This is a genomic window from Yersinia antarctica (genome assembly GCF_056636475.1).
This window is the reverse complement of record NZ_JBSJQF010000001.1, coordinates 2,485,602-2,504,002: the sequence shown is the minus strand read 5'-3', so window position 1 is coordinate 2,504,002 and position 18,401 is coordinate 2,485,602. Positions and strand designations below refer to the sequence as shown.

Sequence of the window (18,401 nt, the reverse complement as noted above, 5' to 3'; positions counted from 1 at the left end):
ATATAGGGCTGTTAAGCTCCTCAGACTGCTGACAAACTTCGACGACACGAGCTCTGGTGGGGAGAATAGGCAGAAGATATTGTATCCGTGGCAAGGATGGTGCGGTTCGAGCCTAAATAGGTGCTTATTATGCGCGGGGAAAATGACGTCTTTACGATCTGCTGGTTTTTCACCGTGGCGGACAGGTTGTCATTAAACTCAGGGGCCGTTAAGCCCCTGGATAGCATGTTTAAATCAATTGATTTATTTAAATCACTAAGTCTATTTAAATTACCAGGTCTATTTAAATCAACAAATTAAATCGCTGTATTAGCCTTAACTCAGCGATTTAGATGGTAATACACTTCGTTCCAGCGGATTTCATTTTTAAATGCAGGAAGCGTCGTATCATTGTCGATCAACAGGAATTCAATACCGTGCATCTCGGCATACAGGCGCAATTCATCCACCCCGACGGCTTGAGAGAATACCGTGTGGTGCGCGCCACCGGCGATAATCCAAGCTTCAGCAGCCGTTGCCAGCGACGGCTGAGCTTGCCAGATAGCACGGGCTACCGGCAGTTTAGGTAAGGGGTGCGGCTGTTCGACAGTATCGACGACGTTGACCAATAAGCGGAAACGGTTCCCCATGTCAATTAAACTGGCATTCAGTGCCGGGCCTGCCGGTGTAGAGAAGATCAAGCGCGCCGGATCGGCTTTACCACCGATACCTAAGTGTTGTACATCCAGCAACGGTTTCTCTTCTTTGGCGATAGAGGGACACACTTCCAGCATATGAGAGCCAACCACTAAATCATTGCCTGGTTGGAAGTTATAGGTGTAATCCTCCATAAACGAGGTGCCACCTTTCAGGCCAGTGCCCATTACTTTCAGAATGCGCAGCAACGCGGCAGTCTTCCAGTCACCTTCACCGCCAAAACCGTAACCTTGTTGCATCAGTCGTTGCACTGCCAGCCCCGGTAACTGCTTCAAGCCATACAGATTTTCAAAGTTAGTGGTAAAGGCTTTAAAACCACCTTGTTCTAGAAAACGCTTCATGCCTAATTCAATACGGGCCGCATCCAGCAAATTTTCACGTTTATTGCCGTTCAGTTTTACCGCATCAGTGAAGCGGTAAGTGGCTTCATACTCTTCAACCAAGGTATCAATATCACCTTTGCTAACGGCATCCACCACCGTGACTAAATCACCGATCCCATAGGCATTAACTGAGTAACCAAACTGGATTTGAGCAGCCACTTTATCACCGTCGGTTACTGCCACTTCGCGCATGTTGTCGCCAAAACGTGCCACTTTAAGCTGTTGGCTTTCTTGTTTGGCTGCCGCTACTCGCATCCATTGACCAATACGTTGATGCGCTGCTTTATCCTGCCAATGACCGGTTATCACGCTGTGTTGTTGGCGCATCCGCGCGCCGATAAAGCCAAACTCGCGGCCACCATGGGCGGTTTGGTTCAGGTTCATAAAGTCCATATCCATGGTTTCCCACGGGATCTGCGCATTAAACTGAGTGTGGAATTGCAATAAAGGTTTATTCAGAATACTCAAACCACCAATCCACATTTTGGCGGGAGAGAAGGTGTGTAACCACGTCATTACCCCGATACAGGCGGTATCATAGTTCGCCTCACGGCACAGTGCAGTTATCTCATCCGGTGTGGTCACCAACGGTTTTAGTACCAGTTTTATTGGCAAGCCCGCTTCACTATTCAGGCTGTTAACCACCTGATGGGCATTATCCATAACTTGTTGCAGGGTTTTCGGGCCATACAGGTTCTGGCTACCAATGACAAACCACACTTCTGATTGCTTGAATACGTCCATCTGATACTCCGTTTAATAAATTGTTATAAAAAATATATTTATAAATCAGTTTGATCGCCAAGATCAGTGTGTCGTCTCGGTCATTGGCGCAGGTGTATCGGTTACTGGCATATAGTGTGGTTCTGCTGACAGACACCACTGTTGATAGCGCTGATAAAGTTGCTGATAGCGAGCAACCTGGCTGGCGTCAGGTGTCAGAGTGCGCTCAATCTTACAGGCCATCTGACGCTGCGCAGCAGGGACATCGCGATATATTCCTGCGGCCACGGCGGCAAAAATTGCCGCTCCCAGCGCGCAACATTGATCAGAGGCAACAATTTGCAGTGGTCGATTCATCACGTCGGCACAAACTTGCATGATAACCGGTGATTTACGCGCAATACCGCCCAATGCCAACACGTTCTCAACCGGAATATCCTGCTGTTCAAAACACTCCATGATAGCGCGCGCACCAAAAGCGGTTGCTGCGATAAAACCACCAAATAGAGTAGGGGCATCGGTTCCCAAATTCAGATCGGTAATAACCCCTTTTAAACGTTGATTAGCATTCGGCGTACGGCGACCATTAAACCAATCCAATACCACTGGCAAGTGATCCAGTGAAGGGTTCTTTGCCCATTCAGCGGTGAGTGACGCGAGGAGGGTAGATTCAATCTGCTTTAACTGGGGTTGCAATTCGGGTTGTGCCAAGGCGGCCTGACGTAATGGCCAACTCAGTAAACGACTGAACCAGGCATACATGTCACCAAAAGCTGACTGACCTGCCTCCATACCAATCCAGCCGGGTACCACACTGCCTTCAACCTGACCGCAAATACCGGCAATGGCGCGCTCACCCACCAACTTGTCATCGGCAATCAGAATATCGCAAGTGGAGGTACCAATAACTTTGACCAAGGTATAAGGTTGAGCACCTGCGCCCACGGCACCCATATGGCAATCAAACGCGCCACCAGAGAGCACAACACCGGTCGGTAGCCCCAAACGCTCAGCCCATGCGGCAGTAATTAAACCCACCGGCCGTTCAGCCGTGTAGGTATCAGTAAACATAGGGTATGTAAGGTCGTCTACCAGACGGGTATCCAGTGCCGCCAGGAATTCACGCGGTGGCAATCCCCCCCATGATGGGTGCCATAAGCTTTTATGGCCCGCGCTGCATCGCCCCCGTTGAATATCCTGTGGGGCGGTGGTGCCGGATAACAGTGCCGGTACCCAATCACACAACTCAATCCACGACACCGCTGCATCACGCACGGCGGCATCGGCGCGTGTCACGTGCAGGATTTTTGCCCAGAACCATTCAGAAGAGTAGACACCGCCAATATAGCGGGAATAGTCGGCAAATTCGCCACTGCGACATAAGCGATTAATCTCTTCCGCTTCTTCTATAGCCGTATGGTCTTTCCACAGCACAAACATCGCATTGGGATTATCTGCAAATTCAGGGCGCAGTGCCAATACCTGTCCTTGCTCATCAATCGGCGCGGGTGTTGAACCCGTGGAGTCAACACCAATCCCGACGATTTGCAGGCGCTGCTCTTCTGACAGGCGGCTGACGACCTGACGGATCGCCTGTTCCATGGCTTCTATATAGTCCAGTGGATGATGGCGAAACTGATTTTGTGCGGCCTGACAATAAAGGCCCTGCTGCCAGCGAGGGTAGTAGACAACTTCGGTATCGATCTCGGTGCCATGTTGACAATCTACCGCCAATACCCGGACGGAATCGCTGCCAAAATCTAATCCGAGCGCTATAGCTTTATTGGTTAATAAAGGACGGTCCGCCGATACAACGCTGGTTGTCATAGTGGTTGCTCCTAACATTTGCAGAAAACAGGAATTCATTGCCAATAACCATAGGAGTGAGTGACAGCAAGATGTGAGGAGCCGATGGCTGGAAGTATGTACTTTTCTGCTTCCTACAGTGTTTTTGTGATGTCAGTCAAAAGTTAGAGAGAGGTTAAATTTGCTGAATATATGGATAAATAAACTGTAATCCCTGGATGTGATAGCGCTCTACATTCTAAAGCATAATTAACGTTAAAACTGTCAGCGTCTTACCGGGTGTGGTGAGGTTAAGTGGCTTTCAATAAAGCATTCAACCGCACTAAAACTGAAAAATAACATTGATAACGTTTCCACTAAAAATCAGATGATTTGGGTGGTTGACGATTAAATAAACAAAAATCATCTCTTCCTACAAAAATAGTTCGGAGAACACTATGCATAAATTAACTAAGGCGCTGGCAGTCGTTGGGTTAGCGGCAGTTATGTCACATTCAGCTATTGCCGAAAGCATGAAGTTGGGTTTTCTGGTAAAGCAGCCTGAAGAACCTTGGTTCCAGACCGAATGGAAGTTTGCAGATAAAGCAGGGAAAGATTTAGGTTTTGAAGTGATAAAAATTGCAGTGCCCGATGGTGAGAAAACCTTGAATGCTATCGATAGCCTTGCCGCCAGTGGTGCGAAAGGCTTTGTTATCTGTACACCAGACCCGAAACTGGGGCCGGCCATCGAGGCGAAGGCGCGCAGTTATAACCTGAAAGTGATCGCAGTAGACGACCAATTTGTGAATGCCAAAGGCAAACCGATGGAAAGTGTTCCATTAGTCATGATGGCGGCGACCAAAATTGGTGAGCGTCAAGGACAGGAACTGTGGAAAGAGATGAGTAAACGCGGCTGGCAACCGGGTGAAACGGCGGTAATGGCGATCACTTCTGATGAACTGGACACGGCTCGCCGACGTACCAGTGGGTCAATGGACGCGCTGAAAGCCGCAGGGTTCCCAGAAAAGCAAATCTATAAAGTACCGACCAAATCCAATGATATCCCTGGGGCATTTGATGCCGCCAACTCCATGTTAGTCCAGCATCCTGAAGTAAAAAACTGGCTGATTGTCGGCATGAATGACAACACCGTGTTGGGTGGTGTCCGGGCGACAGAAGGTCAGGGCTTTAAAGCACCCAATGTGATTGGCATTGGTATCAATGGCGTTGATGCAGTCAGTGAACTGTCCAAAGGCCAGGCTACCGGTTTCTATGGTTCTCTGTTACCAAGCCCGGATATTCATGGTTATAAGAGTATCCAGATGCTGAATGACTGGGTGACCAAAGGTGTTGAACCACCGAAATTTACTGAAGTGACTGATGTGGTGCTGATCACCCGGGATAACTTCAAAGTCGAGTTAGAGAAGAAAGGCTTGATGTAATTCCGTTATACCCAACGTCATGGGCGTGGCGGCTAACCCTCTGATCGCGTCAAATTCGAAGGGTATACACGCTATGGCGCACGGGGGCAGGCTACGGTTTGCCCCAATGGACCACACAGACGGGTGGTACCGTGCGACCCAAACTTTATAAGGAAGCCATCATGTCAGCACTCCATTCTGCGTTACAAGCCGAGCTGGAAGCCGAACAGTCACCTTATCTGGCTTTTTGTGGCATTGGAAAAAGTTTCCCCGGTGTTCAAGCGCTGGATGATATCAGTTTTACCTGTCAGGCCGGTCAAATCCATGCCCTGATGGGAGAGAATGGCGCGGGGAAATCAACCTTGTTGAAAATTCTCAGCGGTAACTACTCACCGACTCAGGGTGAAATTCACATTAAGGGCAAAGTGGTTAATTTTGCCAATACCACCGATGCGCTTGATGCCGGTGTCGCGATCATTTATCAGGAACTGCATTTGGTGCCGGAAATGACGGTGGCAGAAAATATCTATCTGGGCCAATTACCTACCAAGATGGGCATGGTTGATCGCAAATTATTGCGCTATGAATCCAGTTTGCAGCTCTCACATTTGGGGCTGGACATCTCCCCCGATACCCCACTGAAATATCTCTCCATCGGCCAATGGCAGATGGTGGAAATTGCCAAAGCGCTGGCCCGTAATGCCAAAATCATTGCTTTTGATGAGCCGACCAGTTCGCTCTCTGCCAGAGAGATAGAACAACTGTTCCGGGTGATCCGTGAATTACGCGCCGAAGGGCGGGTCATTTTGTATGTATCACACCGGATGGAAGAAATCTTTGCACTGAGTGATGCCATTACGGTGTTTAAAGATGGCCGGTATGTGCGCACGTTTGACGATATGACCCAGGTGAATAACGACTCGCTGGTACAAGCCATGGTTGGGCGCAATTTGGGTGATATTTATGGTTATCAGCCGCGTGAAATAGGGCCAGAGCGTCTTACATTGCAAGAGGTGAAGGCGATTGGGGTGAAATCGCCAATAAGTCTGACCGTCCATCAAGGGGAGATTGTTGGCCTGTTTGGTTTGGTGGGGGCGGGGCGCAGTGAATTACTGAAAGGGTTGTTTGGTGGCACCAGGCTTAGCAGTGGTCAGGTTTTGCTGGATGGCAAGCCACTGACGATTCGTTCACCCATCGATGCCATCACCGCCGGGATCATGTTATGCCCGGAAGACCGTAAAGCAGATGGCATTATTCCGGTTCATTCGGTACAGGACAATATCAATATCAGCGCACGGCGCAAAACACTGACGGCTGGCTGTTTGATCAACAACCGCTGGGAGCAGGAGAATGCGGCACTGCGTATTCAGTCTTTGAATATCAAAACACCAAGCCCTCAACAACTGATTATGAATTTGTCCGGCGGCAACCAGCAGAAAGCCATTTTGGGCCGTTGGTTATCCGAAGATATGAAAGTGATCCTGTTGGATGAGCCAACTCGAGGTATCGACGTTGGGGCTAAACATGAAATCTATAACGTGATTTATCAACTGGCGAAACAGGGTATTGCGGTGCTGTTTGCGTCCAGTGATTTGCCAGAAGTTCTTGGGCTGGCTGACCGAATCGTGGTGATGCGGGAAGGGGCAATCTCTGGTGAGTTAGACCACGGTTCTGCCACTGAAGAACAGGCGTTAAGTCTGGCGATGCTACGCACCCCGAATATTGCTACTGATGCCGCGCCTGCGGTTGCTTGATTGTGAAGGAGTTATCCATGTCCAGCGTTACTTTGAGTTCTGATAAGAAGAACCCGGCATCAACTGAGTTAAAAGGTGGAGCACACAATAGTCAGTCGCAACCACCACAAGATACACCCGCTAAAAGTGGACTAGGACTATCCCGTATTTGGGATAGCTATGGGATGTTGGTAGTTTTCGCGGTGGTATTTATTGGTTGTGTGATATTTGTGCCTAACTTTGGCTCCTTTATCAATATGAAAGGGTTGGGGTTGGCTATCTCGATGTCGGGGATGGTGGCCTGTGGCATGCTGTTTTGTCTGGCATCCGGCGATTTTGACTTATCCGTCGCCTCAGTCATTGCCTGTGCGGGGGTAACGACGGCAGTTGTTATCAATATGACCGAAAATATGTGGCTGGGGGTAGGCGCCGGTTTGTTACTGGGCGCGCTATGCGGGCTGATCAATGGTTTTGTGATTGCCAGATTGAAAATTAACGCCTTGATCACCACGTTGGCGACGATGCAGATTGTTCGCGGCCTGGCCTATATCATCTCTGATGGTAAAGCGGTGGGTATCGAGGATGAGCGTTTCTTCGCATTGGGTTACACCAATTGGCTCGGTTTGCCAGCTCCTATCTGGATTACCATTGCCTGTCTGGCCTTGTTTGGCTTCTTGTTAAACAAAACTACCTTTGGCCGCAATACCCTGGCTATCGGGGGCAACGAAGATGCGGCGCGCCTGGCGGGGGTGCCGGTAGTTCGCACTAAAATCATCATTTTTGTCTTATCGGGTTTGGTATCGGCGGCGGCTGGGATCATTTTGGCATCACGGATGACCAGTGGTCAGCCAATGACGTCGATTGGTTATGAGCTGATTGTTATCTCGGCCTGTGTGCTGGGGGGCGTGTCACTGAAAGGTGGGATTGGTAAGATTTCCTATGTTATCGCCGGTATCTTGATTCTGGGGACAGTGGAAAATGCCATGAACCTACTCAATATCTCTCCGTTCTCCCAATATGTGGTCCGTGGTTTGATCCTGCTGGCAGCGGTTATCTTCGACCGTTACAAACAGTTGGCTAAACGGACGGTATAAGTTGCACGGTGACAGAAAAGTCCATAAAAAGCCTATCTGGCTCACAGTTCTGTAATCACTATCGGGCAGCGTGAATTCTGCCCGATAAACTGAAATAAACACATGTGTTTGCACGCCAATCAGATCAGGACTCCAAGGAGGCTAAATGTACCATCGAATGGTTCAGGAACCGCAACCCAATCCCTTGTTACCCGGCTATACCTTTAATGCCTATCTGGTAGCAGGATTAACCCCGATTCTGGCCGATGGACCACTCGATTTTTTTATCGATAGGCCAGGCGGCATGAAGGGCTATATCCTGAATCTGACCATTAAGGGGCAAGGTAAGATTTTTGACGGTGAGAATACCTTTTACAGCAATCCAGGTGATTTGCTGCTCTTTCCCCCTAAGGCATCACACTATTATGGTCGCTCACCGAACAGTGATTGTTGGTATCACCGTTGGGTCTATTTCCGGCCACGGGCATACTGGGCGGACTGGTTGGAGTGGCATAGCAAAACGCATGAAGTTGGGCGGTTATCTTTGCCTAACAACAACTTATTACTGGAATTTGATCGCCTGTTTGCCAATATTGAACAGACGCAAAAATCAGGACGGCGTTTTGGTGAAGAGTTGGGTATGAATCTACTTGAGCGCTTACTGCTGCGCGCAATGGAAGAAGATCCTCTTAGTCCACAACGCATTATGGACCCTCGAGTGATTGAAGCGTGCCAGTTTATTACCGGCAATTTGGCCGGTGAGCTGCGCATTGACGAAGTTGCACGTCATGTTTGCCTGTCTCCGTCACGTCTGGCTCATCTGTTTCGTGAACAAGTTGGTATCAATATATTGCGTTGGCGTGAAGACCAGCGGGTTATTCGGGCTAAGTTATTACTGCAAACCACGCAAGAACCGATTGCCACTATTGGTCGCGTGGTGGGTTACGACGATCAACTCTATTTCTCCCGCGTTTTTCGTAAGCGTGTTGGTGTTAGCCCCAGTGATTTCAGGCGTCGTAGCATTGAAACCAACTACCCGCAACGCAGCCTCCGACAGCCAGAATGGCGGGATAATGCTGAGGCCATAGTGCGAATTTAATCTCGCCACTGACATTCAGCCAAAAATTACCTCTTGTCGCGGGAATCATCATGGTGTCAAATCGATTGATCGACTGATATCAATTGGCAAATATGCTGCGCGAGAGGAAATATAATGGCTGAAAAAATCAAAGTGGGTTTACTGGGCTATGGTTATGCCAGCAAAACGTTCCATGCGCCGCTGATTATGGGCACTCCGGGGCTAGAGCTGGCAGGGGTTTCCAGTAGTGATGCCAGTAAAGTACATGCTGACTGGCCGACAATGACGGTGGTTTCTGACCCCAAAACGTTATTTGATGATCCTTCAATCGATCTTATCGTGATTCCAACCCCGAATGACACTCACTTCCCGCTGGCTCAGCAAGCACTGGCTGCCGGTAAACATGTAGTGGTGGATAAACCGTTTACCGTGACACTGTCACAAGCAAATGAATTGAAGAAACAAGCAGATGAGGCCCACTTATTGCTTTCAGTGTTCCATAATCGCCGTTGGGACAGTGATTTCCTGACGCTGAAAACACTGCTGGCTGAAGGCTCACTGGGGAATGTTGTCTATTTCGAATCTCATTTTGACCGCTATCGCCCGGAGATCCGCCAGCGTTGGCGTGAACAAGCCGGTGCGGGCAGTGGCATTTGGTACGATTTAGGCCCACATCTGTTGGATCAGGCGCTACAACTGTTTGGTTTGCCACAGACGCTAAATGTTGATTTAGGGATGCTGCGCCCCGGTGCGCAATCTGTTGATTATTTCCACGCGGTTCTTAGCTATCCGGGGCAACGGGTAGTGTTACACGGTACGGTGTTAGCCGCAGCAGAAACTGCTCGTTATATCGTGCACGGCATGCAGGGGAGTTACATTAAATTTGGTCTGGACCCACAAGAGGACAGGCTGAAAGCGGGTGAACGTTTGCCGCAGGCAGATTGGGGCTACGATATGCGCGATGGAGTAGTGACACTGTCACATGATGGCATCCTCGCTGAGAAACCACTACTGACGTTGCCGGGTAATTATCCTGCTTATTATGCGGGGATCCGTGATGCCATTTTAGGTACTGCTGCCAACCCAGTACCCGCCTCGGAAGCGATAAAAGTAATGGAATTAATTGAACTGGGCATTGCCTCTGATCAACAGAAAAAAACGCTGCCGGTATCGCCAGCAAGTTGATTTTGCAGCCAAATACGCTTATTTGATAGAAACGATAGCCAAAGTCACTGGCGTTGTAGGTAGGCTGCCAGCAGATTTGAACACTGCTGGCAGCGGTCTCACCGAGGCAAGGCCTAAGGATGGGCTGCACAACGCAAACAGCTCGCCAATTCCCAAACGAAATGCAACAAAGTGACCCACCGGTCAGGTACGGATAAAATAGCCGTATTGACCCTGTCGGAGACCCTGTTGCATGAAGGGAAAACATTTGACTCAGCATGAGCGCTTTTACATCGAAAAACGAAAAGCTGAAGGCGTTAATCAGTCCTGCATTGCCAGAGAGCTCGGCGTCTCTCGCTCTACCCTGAGCCGGGAGCTCAGACGTAATACGGACCCCGCCTTCAACGGACTTTACTCCTCCAGACGCGCTGATGCCTTAGCCAGACAACGGCGGGGCGCCACCTCGGCACACAATGCCTGTTTCCCTCTGGGCCAGCAGACACAAGACTTTCTCCGGCAGGCGCTGGCTGTACATACCTCCCCTGAGGTTATCTCTGGGAGACTGAAAATCCAGTTTGATATCGCCGTCAGCAAAAATACCCTCTACCGCTATATCCGTTCGGACAGACAGGCTGGCGGTAAGCTTTACCTTCAGCTCCCTCACCGGGGTAAACGCTATCGCTATGATACGGGTGAGCCCGGACGCACGCCCATCCCGGACAGGGTTGGCATTGAGCACAGGCCTGCTGAGGCTGAACTCAAACAGGTTCCCGGGCATGTTGAAATCGATACGATTTTTGGCAAAGACCAGAAGTCATTCCTGCTGACGGTCGTGGACAAAGCCACAAAGCAGGTCATTATCCGTAAACTCCCCAATAAGTGCGCTGAGAGCGTCGTGGAAGCGTTCAGGGACATCGTGGCGAATACTTTCTGTGAGTTTAAAACCCTGACGGCAGATAACGGACCCGAGTTTGCGAAACATAAGGACATCACTCAGGTAACGGGCGCAAAGGTTTACTTTGCCCGGCCTTATCATTCCTGGGAGCGGGGGTTGAATGAGCATACCAACGGTCTGATACGGCGGTTTTATCCGAAAGGAACCGATTTTAATGGCGTCAGCGATGAAGATATTGCGAGACTGGAGCACATCCTCAACACTCGGGGGCGCAAATCTCTGGAATACAGCTCACCGAATGAGGTATTTTTAGAGTATCTACTCGCTGCATAACGCATGATGGTTTGTTGCGTTTCGTTCGGGAATGGGGCCACCACTGAATTTGTGGTTTTTATTACTAAGATACTTGGCCGTATCTGTGATGCTACCTTGTCGAAGGTTCTTACCTTCCCCTTCAATGCTCATCTCGATTTATTAATTTGCGGATAAGTTTAAAGTTCAAGGTAAAAATGGTGGTGGGGGAAGGATTCGAACCTTCGAAGTCGATGACGGCAGATTTACAGTCTGCTCCCTTTGGCCGCTCGGGAACCCCACCACTGGCCTAACTGCTTATCAATACTGTTTTGGTAAGCGGGGCGCATCATATCAAATGAAGCGCCCCTGTAAAGACTTGAAATGAAAAAAATAAGTTGTTCGGTGCTTTTTTGTTCTTGACGATGTTTATCTGGGCAAAAAACATCTGTTTATTGCGCGCTTACAGGATAACGGTGCGGTTACCGTAAACAAAAACACGTTGTGCTAAAACACGATACAGAGCACGGCTCAGAACGTTTTTTTCCACATCTCGCCCGGCTCGCATCATATCTTCAGCCGTGTACGAATGATCGACGTGAATAACATCTTGCATGATGATTGGGCCTTCATCCAGGCTATCGTTTACATAGTGAGCCGTGGCACCAATAATTTTCACCCCCCGCTCATAAGCCTGGTGATAAGGGCGAGCACCGATAAATGCAGGCAAGAATGAGTGGTGGATATTAATAATCTGGTAAGGGAAGCGTTGAACAAAGGCTGGTGTTAGCACCCGCATATATTTGGCCAGAACCACGTAGTCTGGTTGGTATTGTTCAATTTGCTCAATCAGACGTTGGTCATGTTGATCACGAGTCAAACCTTCGTGGCTGATGAGATGGAAAGGGATATCAAAGCGCTCCACTAAATTCTGTAGTGCATCATGATTGCCAATCACCGCCGCAATTTCAACATCCAGACCACCATAGGCACTCTTCATTAATAAGTCGCCGAGGCAATGTGCTTCTTTGGTGACCATAATGACAATACGGCGACGCCCTGCGGTATGTAATTCGCGGTTGGTGCCTTCGGGTAAAGCATCATCTAAGTCTGCCAGCAGGGTAGTATCGTTAAAAATACCTTCAAGCTCTGTACGCATGAAAAAGCGGCCAGTCAGATGATCAACAAATTCATTATTCTGCACGATATTCAACTGGTGCTTGTAACAAATATTGGTAATTTTTGCGATTAAGCCTTTAGCGTCAGGGCATATAGTGCGTAACACTTTCTTTTGTACATTCTGGTGTGGCATAAGGTGGTAAATCCTGTCTTAACAGTACTTGATGTTATGTAAATGTTTGATGCTACGGTCCGTAATGAAACGATTTTACTGTTAATGCCCGCAGCATTTCTTATATTTTTTCCCTGAACCGCAAGGACAGATATCATTTCTACCCACCGACGGCCGGACTCCGTCGATATAGTACCAGTGTTCTTTTATTCGAAGGAAGCGGGAACGTTCATGCATTGTGCTTATCTGCATATTATTTGGATCAGTAAAGCGGGCAATGAACTCAACAAAGGCTTCGTCATCATGACTGCCAGTAGTTTCTGCAATAACTGTTAATCCGTGCCATACAGTATTGGTGAAGCTTTGAATTATTCCATCTCGCCATTCTTGTGCCTTGCAGTCTGGATGCCAGGTTTTAATCAGATAGTCCGCATCCTTTTTTACATAGGCGCTATAGCGTGAGCGCATCAGTATTACAGGTTTGGCCGCAACTTGCGTGTTAAGGATATAAGGCGCACAGCATCGTTGATATTCAAAGCTGCTGCCACATGGGCACTGTTCTGACAAAATTTCTCCGAAAAACCAATAATGCCATCTTATCTGCGAATGAATGGTCAGCAACAGAAGAAGGCGGGCAATCAAATAGGGGCAAATAGGGCCTTATCTTACCTAATCACGGGATGAGGTTCAAAGTTGATAATTTTGCGCGGGATATGGGGTGAACTTAAGTTTTGTGATGTTGCTCACAAAAATAGTTGACCGGCGTTTCATTATGGAGTAACTTAATAACTGTGATGTGTATCACATAAAAATAATGATATTTACAGGAGCAACCCATGAAACTGATCAATAAAGTTATCGCTATGTTCGAAAAAATGAGTGTCTCATTTGGTACTATTAACGGTTAATTATTTCCTAAATAATCCGTAAGAATTCATAATGTTCTGAGAAAGGTCGAGTTATAGTTAATAACACTATAGCCCACGAGAGCTAACGGTGAAATGACAGCATGTAACGCGATTATCTATTTATTGAATCTTATATTACTAGATAATATTAAATATTTTAATTTGTCTTAACTCCGAATATTTACTCTGAATAGCCACTACTATAGTGGCTATTTTGCTGTGTTATGTCGAGTGTCAAAGCAATAAAGTCAAAAATAGCAACGGTTACTGAATGAACTGAGTGCTACCTCTCTGTTTTATCTTTTACTTAGTGACAACTAGCCACTGTTTTTACCATATAGAAACTAAGTGGGTCGTATTGATAACAACCAAATTCAGACGTAAATTCAAAGCCTAATCGCTGGTACAGTTTTACCGCTTCAGGTTGATGAATCCCTGTCTCCAAATAAACATATTTTAAATTCAAAGAGATAGATTTTTCGAGCAGTGCTGTAACTAGCATTGACGCAATGCCATGACCTCGGCAGTCAGGGATGACAAAAACGCGCTTAATCTCAGGATATGTACTTTCGGGTTGGAAAAGAATGGCGCATCCCACAGCGCGACCTTGTCGTGTTGCAATATAAACGAATGTTTTTTTCTGAGCCATACTCTCAATCGACTCTGTATGATTACTTTCAGCCGGATAGAGTGCTTCTTGATACGCATCTAATTGAGCAATTAATGCAATAAGATCTGGATTAAATAGATCGGTTTGGCATATTTCAATATTCACAGTATATCCTTCCACTTACAGCCTATATCTTAGTAATGAAATGTAAACTATTTGTATCAATTTACCAGAAGGATAAATGTTAACTATAGTTCAATCAGTAGGGTTATAGCACTGGCGAGTAAATATGGATTTTTCCTCTGAGTGAGCGCTAAGTTGTTGCGTGCTAGCGTTAAGAGCCAAGCGGCAGTGTCGATAACAAAATCAGAGTCTGATTTATTTAGTTGAGCGGTAAAGTGCCAAATTGATCGAAAATGGACGAAATAAAAATGAGAAAAATTAAGATTGGACTGGCACTTGGCGCGGGTGCCGCGAAGGGATGGGCACATATCGGGGTCATTAACGCGCTAGGAAGAATGGGCGTCAAAGTTGATGTTGTTGCCGGTTGTTCGGTTGGTGCCTTGGTTGGTGCAGCGTATGCCAGTGATCACCTGAATGTGATGGAACGCTGGGTTCGTTCGTTTAAATATTGGGATGTTATTCGATTGATGGATTTCTCCTGGCGTCGTGGCGGATTACTGCGGGGTGAGCGGGTTTTTAATGCTGTAAACCAAATAATTGAAGTGCAGGACATTACTGAATGTAAATTGCCCTTTGGGTCTGTTGTAACCAACTTAACGACGGGCCGTGAGTTATGGCTTACTGAGGGGGATATTAAACAGGCAATTAGGGCTTCATGCAGCATGCCTGGATTGCTTTCTCCTGTCCGCTTCGGTAGCTATTGGTTGGTTGATGGTGCAGTAGTCAATCCTGTTCCTATTTCTTTGGCAAGAGCAATGGGCGCTGACATTGTGATTGCCGTTGATTTGCAACATGATGCACATCTGATTCGGCAAGATCTGTTTTCCTCACAATCATCTCCTGAAGGTAAACCCCCGGAGATGCCAGCAAGTTGGCATTTGCGCTTAAAAGCACGAATAACCAATATGTCAGGTAATCCAACGATGGCCGTTCCCAGCGCCATGGAGATAATGTCTACCTCAATACAGGTATTGGAGAACAGATTAAAACGTAACCGTATGGCAGGAGATCCTCCCGATGTGTTGATCCAGCCCTACTGCCCACAAATATCAATGCTGGATTTCCATCGGGCGGATGAAGCCATTGCCGCTGGACAATTGGCTGTGGAGAAAAATATAGAGCAGTTACGTCCTTTGGTAGGGGGCTGATGAGTAACAAATGTGTGTGAGTAAAGCAGTACGTAACAATTTCAGACAAGCACAAACAGCCATTTTGGGCCACTATTACGTTTAAGGTTAGCAAGAGAAGCAGTACATGGAAAAACCATTAGCAGGTAAAAATATTTTAGTCGTCGAGGACGAAACGGTCTTCCGTACTGTAATCACTGAGTTTCTAAGGGCACTCGGTGCGGCAGTCCAGCAGGCAGAAAATGGCCTGGAGGCGTTAGAGCAGATTAAGGTCCAATCACCTGACCTGATACTCTGCGATCTCGCTATGCCTAAGATGGGAGGGATCGAGTTTGTTGAGCGTTTACTCATGCAAGGAGTAAAGATCCCTATTTTAGTTATATCGGCTACTGATAAGATGACTGACATTGCTAAAGTCATGCGTATGGGCGTGAAAGACGTACTGTTGAAACCGATCGTGGATTTAAATCGGTTACGTGAAGCGGTGCTGGCATGCCTTTATCCCATACTGTTTACCTCTCATGCAATTGAAGAGACAGAACTTATCCAGGATTGGGATGCATTACGTAAGAATCCTCATGATGCAGCGCAGTTACTTAAGCAATTGCAACCACCGGCACAGCAAACCATTGCACACTGTCGGGTAAATTACCGGCAGTTAACGATGGTCGAGAAACCGGGATTAGTCCTTGATATCGCTGTATTATCAGATAAGGACCTGGCATTTTATTGTCTGGATGTCACCCGCGCCGGGGATAACGGAATTTTAGCCGCACTATTATTACGCGTGTTATTTAACGGGATTCTTCAAGAGCATTTGGCACATCAACAACAGCGTTTACCGCAGATGTCAACGTTACTTAAACAAGTTAACCAGTTACTAAGACGTACTCATTTGGATGGGCAGTTTCCTTTGCTCGTTGGTTATTATCATGTGGAATATAAAAATTTAATTCTGGTTTCGGCTGGTCTTCACGCGAATGTTAGTGCGGGTAAAAATCAGATTCAACTTAGTAATGGTGTGCCTTTAGGTACGTTAAAAACAGCACATTTAAATCAAATTAGTCAGCGTTGTGAAGCATGGCAATGCCAGGTATGGGGAGGAGGGAGTCGATTGAGGTTGATGCTTTCAGCCGATGAATAGTTTATATTTTGAAAGTATTACTCAATAAATAGTTCACGTAATTTATGTATCTTGCTCACTTATTCACTGCTATGACCCTCCAAGTCTCAATGGTTCTATAACGAATCTACGAAATAAACCTCATTTGTTTCAATCAATGAGTATGCCCGAGATGTAAGAAATATCGGTTGATATACTTTCCTCCTTACTTGTGGCTGAAAATTTTCAGTTAACTTTTATTATTCGCTGGCAATAAGGTTGGCTACCTCAGGCTAAATTAAGGTTAGGTCTTGATAATGGTCGGCGGTGTGTCTCTTATCGAATTCCAACGTGAGGATTGATTGCATGAAAGTGACGGTTTTTGGTATCGGTTATGTAGGACTGGTTCAGGCAGCAGTACTTGCCGAAGTTGGTCATGATGTCCTGTGTATCGATATCGATGCAAACAAAGTTTCCGACCTACAAAAAGGCCGTGTCGCTATTTTTGAACCAGGATTAGCGCCATTGGTAAAAGAAAACTACGACGAGGGCCGGCTTCGATTTTCAACAGATGCCGAAGCCGGTGTTGCTCATAGCACGATTCAGTTTATTGCGGTTGGTACCCCTCCTGATGAGGATGGTGCGGCTGACCTTAAATATGTGTTAGACGTTGCCAGCACTATTGCGAAATATATGGATGCGCCTAAAGTTATTATCGATAAATCAACTGTGCCAGTGGGTACCGCGGATCAAGTGCAGCAAAGGATTAAAGCGATTTTACAGCAACGTGGACAAGATATAGCTTTCAATGTGGTATCGAACCCTGAATTCTTAAAAGAAGGCGCTGCTGTTGCTGACTGTAAGCGGCCTGAGCGTATCGTTATCGGAATTGATACTGATGATAATGGTGTGATTGATTTAATTAGCGAACTATACGAGCCATTCAACAGAAATCATGACCGCATGTTAATTATGGATGTCCGCAGTGCAGAACTGACCAAATATGCAGCAAACGGTATGTTGGCGACAAAAATCAGTTTCATGAATGAGATCGCTAATATCGCAGAGCGGCTCGGTGCAGATATCGAAAAAGTACGCCAAGGTATTGGCTCAGATTCTCGCATTGGCTACCATTTTATTTATTCTGGTTGTGGTTATGGTGGTTCCTGTTTTCCAAAAGATATCCAAGCATTAATTCGTACCGCAGAAAATTGTGGCTATCAGCCGCAACTGTTGCGTGCAGTGGAGAGAATCAATAACGAACAAAAGTGTAAGTTAACTGAATTTATTCAATACCATTTTGATTCGCAGCTTGCAGGGAAAACATTTGCACTCTGGGGATTAGCATTCAAACCCAATACAGATGATATGCGAGAGGCCCCCAGTCGGATTTTGATGGAGGCTTTATGGCGTGCTGGCGCTATTATTCAAGCTTATGATCCAGAGGCAATGGATGAAGCTCAGCGTATTTATGGTGCAAGGGATGACCTAAAGTTAATGGGGACAAAAGAATCAGCGCTACAAGGGGCGGATGCTCTGATTATTTGTACTGAGTGGCAGAATTTTAGAGCACCTGATTTTGATATGATCAAGCTCCGATTAAAACAGCCGGTTATCTTTGATGGGCGTAATTTGTACGATCCAGAACGGTTAAATAGCCGAGGTTTTACCTATTATGGGATTGGTCGGGGTACATCGATTAATCGAGCGTAATAAGTTCTAAAGATGATTTTATGTGTTGGGTACAAAACTTAATTAGTTTCTGTTTTGTGCTCAATCTTCATGCCGTAGGGCGGGGGTGACACAACTCTTTCACTCCAAGATTCTCATATATCACAATATTATGGGAAATTTAGTCAGTTATATCGATTATTGTATTGTTATAAATTAGCAGAGCATTCTTATAGATTTACAAGCACAGTGATAACTAAGGGGTAT

At 46.8% G+C, this 18,401-nt stretch carries 14 protein-coding genes and 1 tRNA gene; 9 read left to right on the top strand and 6 right to left on the bottom strand.

Annotation, left to right across the window (positions count from 1 at the left end; translation table 11 throughout):
• Positions 1 to 320 precede the first annotated feature (320 nt).
• A complete protein-coding gene (gene araA / locus ACWJJO_RS11560; protein WP_083158873.1) occupies positions 321 to 1,823 on the bottom strand; it encodes an L-arabinose isomerase in 1,503 nt (500 codons plus the stop codon).
• Between the two features lie 63 nt (positions 1,824 to 1,886).
• Positions 1,887 to 3,629 (bottom strand): ribulokinase, encoded by a 1,743-nt coding sequence (locus ACWJJO_RS11555; RefSeq protein ID WP_102970412.1) that lies wholly within the window; start codon positions 3,627 to 3,629, stop codon positions 1,887 to 1,889.
• A gap of 416 nt (positions 3,630 to 4,045) precedes the next feature.
• On the opposite strand from ACWJJO_RS11555, the gene ACWJJO_RS11550 reads away from it, so the two are divergent.
• The 6 genes from ACWJJO_RS11550 to ACWJJO_RS11525 all read left to right on the top strand — a co-directional run bounded on the left by ACWJJO_RS11550 (position 4,046) and on the right by ACWJJO_RS11525 (position 11,284).
• Positions 4,046 to 5,029 (top strand): arabinose ABC transporter substrate-binding protein, encoded by a 984-nt coding sequence (locus ACWJJO_RS11550; RefSeq protein ID WP_083158872.1) that lies wholly within the window; start codon positions 4,046 to 4,048, stop codon positions 5,027 to 5,029.
• 161 nt (positions 5,030 to 5,190) lie between these two features.
• Positions 5,191 to 6,762, top strand: a complete 1,572-nt coding sequence (gene araG / locus ACWJJO_RS11545; protein WP_102970411.1) for an L-arabinose ABC transporter ATP-binding protein AraG — start codon at positions 5,191 to 5,193, stop codon at positions 6,760 to 6,762.
• 17 nt (positions 6,763 to 6,779) lie between these two features.
• Positions 6,780 to 7,835 carry an L-arabinose ABC transporter permease AraH gene (araH, locus tag ACWJJO_RS11540; protein WP_102970410.1) on the top strand — a complete coding sequence of 352 codons (1,056 nt, stop codon included), beginning with the start codon at positions 6,780 to 6,782 and terminating at the stop codon, positions 7,833 to 7,835.
• Positions 7,836 to 7,980: 145 nt separating this feature from the next.
• Complete coding sequence (araC, locus tag ACWJJO_RS11535) at positions 7,981 to 8,913, top strand: arabinose operon transcriptional regulator AraC (protein ID WP_083158871.1); 933 nt, start codon at positions 7,981 to 7,983, stop codon at positions 8,911 to 8,913.
• A gap of 114 nt (positions 8,914 to 9,027) precedes the next feature.
• Positions 9,028 to 10,077, top strand: coding sequence for an oxidoreductase (locus ACWJJO_RS11530; RefSeq protein ID WP_083158870.1), 1,050 nt, complete (start codon positions 9,028 to 9,030; stop codon positions 10,075 to 10,077).
• 232 nt (positions 10,078 to 10,309) lie between these two features.
• Complete coding sequence (locus ACWJJO_RS11525) at positions 10,310 to 11,284, top strand: IS30 family transposase (protein ID WP_481090518.1); 975 nt, start codon at positions 10,310 to 10,312, stop codon at positions 11,282 to 11,284.
• A gap of 177 nt (positions 11,285 to 11,461) precedes the next feature.
• On the opposite strand, the gene ACWJJO_RS11520 is transcribed toward ACWJJO_RS11525, so the two are convergent.
• The 4 genes from ACWJJO_RS11520 to ACWJJO_RS11505 form a co-directional block, all read right to left on the bottom strand.
• Positions 11,462 to 11,546: transfer RNA gene (locus ACWJJO_RS11520), tRNA-Tyr, on the bottom strand.
• A 159-nt stretch (positions 11,547 to 11,705) separates the two neighbouring features.
• Positions 11,706 to 12,554, bottom strand: coding sequence for a formyltetrahydrofolate deformylase (purU, locus tag ACWJJO_RS11515; protein WP_025378136.1), 849 nt, complete (start codon positions 12,552 to 12,554; stop codon positions 11,706 to 11,708).
• 81 nt (positions 12,555 to 12,635) lie between these two features.
• The gene (locus tag ACWJJO_RS11510) at positions 12,636 to 13,100 is read right to left on the bottom strand and encodes a YchJ family protein (RefSeq protein ID WP_083158956.1); all 465 of its coding nucleotides are present in this window, start codon (positions 13,098 to 13,100) and stop codon (positions 12,636 to 12,638) included.
• Positions 13,101 to 13,748: 648 nt separating this feature from the next.
• A complete protein-coding gene (locus tag ACWJJO_RS11505; protein WP_420073316.1) occupies positions 13,749 to 14,216 on the bottom strand; it encodes a GNAT family N-acetyltransferase in 468 nt (155 codons plus the stop codon).
• Positions 14,217 to 14,482: 266 nt separating this feature from the next.
• On the opposite strand from ACWJJO_RS11505, the gene rssA reads away from it, so the two are divergent.
• The 3 genes from rssA to ACWJJO_RS11490 all read left to right on the top strand — a co-directional run bounded on the left by rssA (position 14,483) and on the right by ACWJJO_RS11490 (position 18,176).
• Entirely contained in the window at positions 14,483 to 15,382 is a 900-nt protein-coding gene (gene rssA, locus ACWJJO_RS11500; protein ID WP_442820915.1) for a patatin-like phospholipase RssA, read from the top strand.
• 106 nt (positions 15,383 to 15,488) lie between these two features.
• Positions 15,489 to 16,505, top strand: a complete 1,017-nt coding sequence (gene rssB / locus ACWJJO_RS11495) for a two-component system response regulator RssB (protein WP_481091031.1) — start codon at positions 15,489 to 15,491, stop codon at positions 16,503 to 16,505.
• Between the two features lie 324 nt (positions 16,506 to 16,829).
• Positions 16,830 to 18,176 carry a UDP-glucose dehydrogenase family protein gene (locus ACWJJO_RS11490; RefSeq protein WP_083158952.1) on the top strand — a complete coding sequence of 449 codons (1,347 nt, stop codon included), beginning with the start codon at positions 16,830 to 16,832 and terminating at the stop codon, positions 18,174 to 18,176.
• The last annotated feature ends 225 nt before the right edge of the window (positions 18,177 to 18,401 follow it).